The sequence below is a fragment of the Ideonella azotifigens genome (assembly GCF_006519715.1).
Classification (GTDB): Bacteria; Pseudomonadota; Gammaproteobacteria; order Burkholderiales; family Burkholderiaceae_C; genus Ideonella; species Ideonella azotifigens.
In genome coordinates this window covers 1-5,077 of record NZ_VIDT01000414.1, presented here as the reverse complement: position 1 = coordinate 5,077, position 5,077 = coordinate 1, and the positions used below count along the sequence as shown (strand labels likewise).

Sequence of the window (5,077 nt, the reverse complement as noted above, 5' to 3'; positions counted from 1 at the left end):
CGCAACAGCAGCAGCGCGCCCTGGTCCAGGCCCAGCGCCTCAATATCGATAGTCAGCGGGCAGGATTCGGCCATCGGCACTGTAGAACTGTTCGTCATCCACACCCCGCGCCAGCAGCTCGTAGCCGCTGGTGCGGCCGACCCGCCACTCGCGCAGGCCTTCCAGCTCCAGCAGCGGGCGCACCTGCGGGTCGTCCCAGCGCATGGCCAGCAGCAGCGAGGTGAAGCGGGCGATCAGCTCGGCCGGTGCGCCCGGGCTGGTGGTGAAGTTGCAATGGTCGTAGAGGCCAGTGCGGGCCAGCACGCGGGTGCTGCCGGAAGGTAAGGTGCCGTCCAGCCCGAAGGCCAGGTGGTTGCCGTCGATCAGGCAGCAGGCGTCCACCTCGCCGGCCATCAAGGCCCTGGCGGCGTCGCGCTCGCCGCCGATGTGGTCGCCATGCTTGCCGCCCAGCACGTCGAAGCGGCGCACCGTGAAGTCGCGCCCGCCCACCAGGCCGGCCTGGCGCAGGTGGTCCAGCGGGATCAGCGTGGCCTGCGGCGAATCGATGGCGCCCACGCCCAGCGTCTTGCCGCGCAGATCGGCCAGTTGCTGCAGCGGGCTGTCGGCCTTCACGACGATGACCGAACGCAAGTCGCAATCGGTGTCGCGCATGGCAATGGCCTGCACATCCAGCCCGCGGCTGGCGGCGATGCGGTGGGCCCGCACCCAGGCCAGCGGCGAGTTCCAGGCCAGGTGGATGCTGCCGTCAAACTGGGCCTCGACCTGGCGCTCGTAGTTCGAATACAGCACGTAGTCGAAGCTGAGGCCGTGCTGCGCGAAGAAGGCCTTGAAGCCTTCCCAGATGGTGACCACCTTGGGGGCATAGGCCACGGCGCCCATGACCAAGGTTTGTGTTGTCGGCTCACTCATGCCAGCGCTCCTCAGAACAGCGGCAGGCCGGTGATGGCCTTGCCGATGAAGTCATAGGCCACGTCGGACGTGGGGCCCATCACGCTGGCGGCCCGAGCGTCGCGGAACAGGCGCTCGATGCCGGCTTCCTTGCGGAAGGCCGCACCGCCGCACACGCGCATCGCGATGTCGGTCACCTCCAGCGCGGTTTCGGCGGTAGCGGCCTTCACCTCCAGCACGCGCAGCATGGTGTCGGGCCGGCTGGTGGCAATCGCGTCCAGCGTGTCCTTCAGCAGCGCCTGGGCCATGTCGGTCTTGATGCGGGCGCGGGCCAGGTAGGCGCGAATGGTCGGCAGGTCGGCCAGCGAGCTGTCCAGGTGCAGATGGCGGGTGCCGCTCACATGGGTGATGGCGCGCGACAGGGCGCCTTCCATCAGACCGGTGGAGCAGGCGGCGCTGAGCGTGGAGAACCAGGGCAGCACCACGCCCATCATCGCGTCGAAGCCCTTGCCGTCTTCGCCCAGTTGGTCGTCTGCCGAGACGGCCACGCCGGTGGCGGTGATTGGGGTAGAGGCGTTGCCGCGCAGGCCCAGGCCGTCGTAGCCGGACTGCTGGCTTAAGGCCGCCAGCTTGGCGCCCACCAGCCACAGCGTGCTGGCACCCTCGGCCGCCAGCGGCTTGCTGGACCAGACGTAGCTGTCGGCCTCGAAGGCCGAGGTGACCCAGCTCTTGCGCGCGTCCAGGATCACCTGAGCGCCATTGGCCCGGGCGGTGCCGGTGGGGGCCCAGAAATGGCTGCGCGAATCGGCCTCGGAGAAGGCCAGCGTGGTCAGGTGCTTGCCCTGCGCAATGGCCTGACGCACCGGCAGCTTGCCGAAGGATTCCAGCACCACCGCGCCGCAGTAGTGCATGCACACCACCATGGCGGTGGACGGGCAGGCCTGCGCGATGCGGCTCACCACCTCGGCCGCTTCCCGCAGCCCCAGGCCCAGCCCGCCCACCTCGGTGGCCGAGACCAGCCCCAACAGGCCTGCCTCGCCCAACGCACTGATCGCCTCTCGCGGGAAACGTCCCTCTCGGTCGGTCTGCACAGCGCGCGGCTCGATGATGCCAGTGACGATGGGGGTGAGGGTTTCGACGAAGGTCATGGTGAGCGGAAGAAGTGGAGCCCGCATTGTCGTCAATGACGGGACCCACCACTGCGGGAAATTCCTTCGTGCAAAGGGTGAACAGGACGCTGCGGTGGATGCCGCTGGTGCATCGGTCCAGAGGCTGCTACGATGTAGTTAATTAGCCAATTAGCGAAATAACAAAGTCATGCAGGAAGAGAACGTGTTTGCGGCGCTGGCGTCCACGCCGCGCAGGAAGATCCTGGCTTACCTTTCAGAAGCTTCGTTGACCGCCGGCGAAATCGCCGAGCGTTTCGAGATGACCAAGCCGTCGCTTTCCAAGCACTTGCGCATCCTCGAGCACGCAGGCCTGGTGAAGAGCGAAAAGCGCGGCCAGTTCGTTCACTACAGCCTGGCCGACGACAACATGCTGGGCAAGCTGCACGACTTCGTCGCGGCCTTCTGCCCTGTCGGCGGGCCGCTCAAGAAGGAAAGCGCTGCGCTGGCCAAGGCCAGGAAGCGCACCGCCACCTGACAACCCGACGCTGCCGTCGTGAAAACTGAGCGAACACCGCATTGGAGGAAGAAGCCATGACCGCATCGCTTGCACTGCCGCCCGGCGCCGCCCGCAGGAAAACTGTGCAGACGGCAACGTTTCCCTCCGTGACCTTGCCCACCGGCCCCGGCCGAGTTCCGGTCGAGGTGAGCCTGGTCGCCCAGCTCGGTCATGGTGCTGGCACCAAGCTGTTTTTCCAGGCACTGGCCCGACAGCAACGGCATGCCAGGTTTGTCGACGAACTGGACGAACCTTCGGCCAAGCTGGGCAGCACAGACTTCGCCAAAGGCGACGCCACGGCGCTCTACTCGTTTGGCGTCGGTCACGGCGGCCATCCTTTCCATCGGCATGCAGGCCATCGCGTGTTCACTGCCATCTCCGGCAGTGGCGGCGCCCAGCTCCGATTTTCAAGCGCGACACCTGCGGAGCTGGCGCAAGACCCGGAAAGCTTCTTGCGCGCCTTGCGCCATGTGAACGTGCCGCCGGATTGCCTGTTCACGGTTCGGTTCTCCGGTGAGACCTGGCACCAGTTCGCGCCGCTGCATGCCCACCTGGGCCACCCCGCATTCTTCGCGCTGTCCACGCACACCAATGAACTGGGCGGAGCGCTGTCGGACGCGATGCGGCAGCAGGTGCTGGCAGACCAGGGCGACATTCCGTCGCTGACCGAACTGCTGCCGGCAGCGATCGCGCAGTTGCTGAACGCAGCACAACCCAAGCCGGGCGAAGTGCCCACCACAGCCCTGTCCCTGCACGACAGGCCCGGCAGCCTGCTGGAGGCAGCATGCAAGCGCTACCGCTCCGGGGTCGGCCACCTGCACCGGTTGCGCGCGGGCTTCTGGACCCGACCCGGTTTCGTCAGCACGCTGCATCCTGCGCGGGTGTTGGAGGCCCAAGAGCTCGCCAGCCATTCCCTGTTGCGCCACGAACTCACCGACCGAACCGTCCATCACCAGGACAGCTTCTCGATGCTCGTGCCTGCACCTGAGCCGGCGGCCTTCGATGCCAGCCAATGGCTGGCCGCCTTACTCGATGGCTTCCTGGACAACCCGCCGCTCGGGGTGTCCCGGTTGATGACAATCCGAAACGCCCTGGTCCGCCCTCTCAAGCTGAGGACCTCGCCGCTGGGCTGCCCGGTCTCGTCACTGCTGGCACCCACGACGCATGCGCGCTTCGCCGAACGCTTTCCAGTCCGCGCACAAGAGATCAGCCCTGACGGGCGGCTGGCACAGGTCATCCTCGGGGCCGACGACAGGCACCTGATGTTCCGCACCTGTGCGAGCGTGCGCCTGCTGGACAACGGCGCCATCGAGTTTTCGCTGGCGACGCGCGTGGCCTGCAAGAACCTGTTCGGCAGGCTCTACATGGCCGCCATCGCGGCCACGCATCGCCAATACATTGCGCCAACGATGCTGGCGCATGCGGTGACATCAGCGCTGGGGCAGCGGACGCATCCGGCCCCTGGCTGACACCCCGCTGAAGCCCCGCCGGCGCCGTTCAGCGCACTTCGGTGACGAACTGATCGAGCGGCCGGCGAACCTTGGTCAGGTTGACCAGCCAGTCGCCTTCAGCCTGGCGGTAGCCCAGCGGCAGGATCACCGCGCTGCGCAGGCCGCGCGCGCGCAGGCCGAGGATCTCGTCGAGCTTGTCGGGGTCGAAACCTTCCATCGGCGTGGCGTCCACCTTTTCCTCGGCAGCGGCGATCACCGCGGCGCTGAAGGCGATGTAAGCCTGGCGCGCGGCGTGCTGGAAGTTGACTTCCGCGGGGCGCTGCGGGTAGGTGTTGAGCAACTGCTGGCGGTAGTTCTCCCAGCCTTCGTTGCGGGCGCCGCGGACCTCGTTCGTCAGGTCGAACATGTGGTTGATGCGGTCGGCGGTGTAGTTGTCCCAGGCGGCGAACACCAGCAGGTGCGAGCCGTCGGTGATCTGCGCCTGGTTCCAGGCGATCTCGCGGATGCGGGCGCGAACCTCGGGATTGGTCACCGAGATGATTTCGAACGGCTGCAGACCGCTGGAGGTCGGCGCCAGGCGCGCGGCTTCGATGATGCGATCGACCTTGTCCTGCGGCACGGCGCGGGACGGGTCCATCTTCTTGGAGGCATAGCGCCAGGTGAGCAGTTCGATGAGGTTCATGGCCTGAAGAGGAGAGTGGTGTTTTTGAATTCTCCGCCCTCCGGGAAAGAGCCGTTGGCAGCACGAATGCCCGGGCTGTGCTAGGGCCTCGGTACCCGGCGACGTTCGCTGCCGCACGGACGGGCCCACTCCCGCGGGCATAAGGTCAGGGAACCGCTTGGGGCGCAGGCCTGGAGCTCGCGCCATCGTCCACTCACTCAGGAGAGACACATGAAGCCATCCGCCACCGCGGCGCCCGACAGCGCAGGCGCCGACAAAGACCTTGCCGAGCAGGCTCGCCCCGGCCACGGCATTCCGTCTCAGGACCCAGATCCCTCCGCGCAGATGCCACTGGGGCCGCAGGAGGCGGCGCGCGAGGCCAAGTCGGTGCTGGTCGCGGGAGGTGTGGTGG

General features: G+C 67.1%; 5 protein-coding genes and 1 pseudogene. 3 read left to right on the top strand and 3 right to left on the bottom strand.

Translation table 11 applies throughout. The features are described 5' to 3' along the window. Positions 1-39: 39 nt before the first annotated feature. Both FKP22_RS20745 and FKP22_RS20740 read right to left on the bottom strand, forming a co-directional pair. A complete protein-coding gene (locus FKP22_RS20745) occupies positions 40-909 on the bottom strand; it encodes a phosphate/phosphite/phosphonate ABC transporter substrate-binding protein (RefSeq protein ID WP_141289593.1) in 870 nt (289 codons plus the stop codon). Between the two features lie 11 nt (positions 910-920). After that, positions 921-2,036 carry an acyl-CoA dehydrogenase family protein gene (locus tag FKP22_RS20740; RefSeq protein WP_141289592.1) on the bottom strand — a complete coding sequence of 372 codons (1,116 nt, stop codon included), beginning with the start codon at positions 2,034-2,036 and terminating at the stop codon, positions 921-923. A gap of 169 nt (positions 2,037-2,205) precedes the next feature. On the opposite strand from FKP22_RS20740, the gene FKP22_RS20735 reads away from it, so the two are divergent. Together FKP22_RS20735 and FKP22_RS20730 are read left to right on the top strand one after the other, a co-directional pair. After that, complete coding sequence (locus FKP22_RS20735; RefSeq protein ID WP_141289591.1) at positions 2,206-2,532, top strand: metalloregulator ArsR/SmtB family transcription factor; 327 nt, start codon at positions 2,206-2,208, stop codon at positions 2,530-2,532. Positions 2,533-2,588: 56 nt separating this feature from the next. Beyond that, positions 2,589-4,022, top strand: coding sequence for a DUF2867 domain-containing protein (locus FKP22_RS20730; RefSeq protein ID WP_141289590.1), 1,434 nt, complete (start codon positions 2,589-2,591; stop codon positions 4,020-4,022). A gap of 28 nt (positions 4,023-4,050) precedes the next feature. Here the strand turns inward: FKP22_RS20730 and FKP22_RS20725 are convergent, their stop codons facing one another. Then, complete coding sequence (locus tag FKP22_RS20725) at positions 4,051-4,686, bottom strand: NAD(P)H-dependent oxidoreductase (protein WP_141289589.1); 636 nt, start codon at positions 4,684-4,686, stop codon at positions 4,051-4,053. A gap of 210 nt (positions 4,687-4,896) precedes the next feature. Here FKP22_RS20725 and FKP22_RS20720 point away from each other — a divergent pair. After that, positions 4,897-5,077: pseudogene (locus FKP22_RS20720) on the top strand (hypothetical protein); the annotation flags it as partial.

Excerpts from the sequence above, each read along its gene's own strand:
- FKP22_RS20745 (WP_141289593.1), bottom strand. The coding sequence starts at position 909 with ATGAGTGAGCCGACAACACAAACCTTGGTCATGGGCGCCGTGGCCTAT.
- FKP22_RS20740 (WP_141289592.1), bottom strand. The coding sequence starts at position 2,036 with ATGACCTTCGTCGAAACCCTCACCCCCATCGTCACTGGCATCATCGAG.
- FKP22_RS20735 (WP_141289591.1), top strand. The coding sequence starts at position 2,206 with ATGCAGGAAGAGAACGTGTTTGCGGCGCTGGCGTCCACGCCGCGCAGG.
- FKP22_RS20730 (WP_141289590.1), top strand. The coding sequence starts at position 2,589 with ATGACCGCATCGCTTGCACTGCCGCCCGGCGCCGCCCGCAGGAAAACT.
- FKP22_RS20725 (WP_141289589.1), bottom strand. The coding sequence starts at position 4,686 with ATGAACCTCATCGAACTGCTCACCTGGCGCTATGCCTCCAAGAAGATG.